General features: G+C 71.8%; 1 protein-coding gene. It reads right to left on the reverse strand.

Annotation, left to right across the window (positions count from 1 at the left end):
* Window positions 1-1,253, reverse strand: a 1,253-nt coding sequence (locus tag ABZ194_RS30360) for a DUF4118 domain-containing protein (protein WP_355600443.1), incomplete at its 3' end; no start/stop codon positions are given.
* Between the last annotated feature and the right edge of the window lie 89 nt (window positions 1,254-1,342).

A 1,342-nucleotide genomic window follows, 5' to 3' on the forward strand; every position in this document is an offset into this window, starting at 1 on the left:
CGGACCTCCACCTGATCGCCATGCCAGCTGGCGGTGACGAGGACCTCGCACCCCGGCGGGCTGTAGCGGATCGCGTTGGACATCAGATTGACCAGAATCCGCTCGACCAGCGCCGGATCCGCGACAACCTCCGGCAGATCCGGGGGAACATCCGTCTCGACCCGGTCGCGGAACGGTCCGAGGTCGTCGATGGAGCGCGGGACGATCTCGCCGACCGCGACCGGCTGCAGGGCCAGCCCGAGCACCCCGGCCTGCAGGCGGCTCATGTCGAGCAGGTTGGCGACCAGCCGGTCCAGCTTGACCAGCGACTCGTCCGCGGTGGCCAGCAACTCCTTGCGATCCTCCTCGCTCCACTGGATCTCGGTGCCGAGCAGGCTGTCGACGGCCACCCTCGCCGAGGCGAGGGGGGTGCGCAGGTCGTGGCTGACCGCGGCGAGCAGGGCGGTGCGCATCCGGTCGGCCTCGGCCAGCGGTCCGGCGAGATCGGCCTCCTCCCGCAACCGGCTCTGGCGGAGGGCGACCGCGGCCTCGGCGGCGAACGCCTCCAGCACCCGGCGGTCCGACGCCTCCAGCAACCTGCCCCGTACCGCGAGCACCAGATTCCCCTCGATCACCACGTCGGTGTCGGCGTCCTTCGGGCTGGCACAGGGGGTGCCGCCCGCGGTGGCCACGATCCGCCACGCGGCGGGATCGGACTGGTCGTCCGGACCGGGCTCACCGATCCGCTCCAGCAACGTCACCGAGGTCAGGCCGAAGGTCTCCCGCAACCGCGACAACAGCGACGGCAGCGCGGCCTCACCCCGCAGCACGTGACCGGCCAGCGTGGACAGCACCTCGGCGTCCGCACCGGCCCTGGCCGCCTCCCGGGTACGGCGCGCGGCCACGTCCACCACCGCGCTGACCATGACGGCCACCAGCACGTAGACGCTGAGCGCGAGCAGGTTCTCCGGGTCGGCGACGGTGAACCTGTCCAGTGGCGGGGTGAAGAAGTAGTTGAGCAGCAGGAAGCCGAGCACCCCCGCGGTGACGGCGGGCCACATGCCGCCGACCAGCGCGACCCCGACGACCATGACCAGGAAGAGCAGGATCCCGCTGGACAGCTTCACACCGTCCCTGAGCGGGACCAGCACGCCGGTGAGCATCGGGATACCCAGCAGCGCCATCGCCCATCCCACGAGCCGGCGTCTGCGGGTGAGCACGGCTTTCGGCCGGTCGCGCCGTGCCCCCTTGCTGGCCTGAGCGTGCGGGATCATGTGGACGTCGATCGACCCCGACAACGCCGTCGTGGTCACCCCCACCCCCCGCGAGAACACCTGCGCGAACCGCCCCCGCCGAGACGCCC

Origin of the sequence: Streptosporangium sp. NPDC006007, from assembly GCF_040614315.1 — a bacterium.
GTDB lineage: Bacteria > Actinomycetota > Actinomycetes > Streptosporangiales > Streptosporangiaceae > Streptosporangium.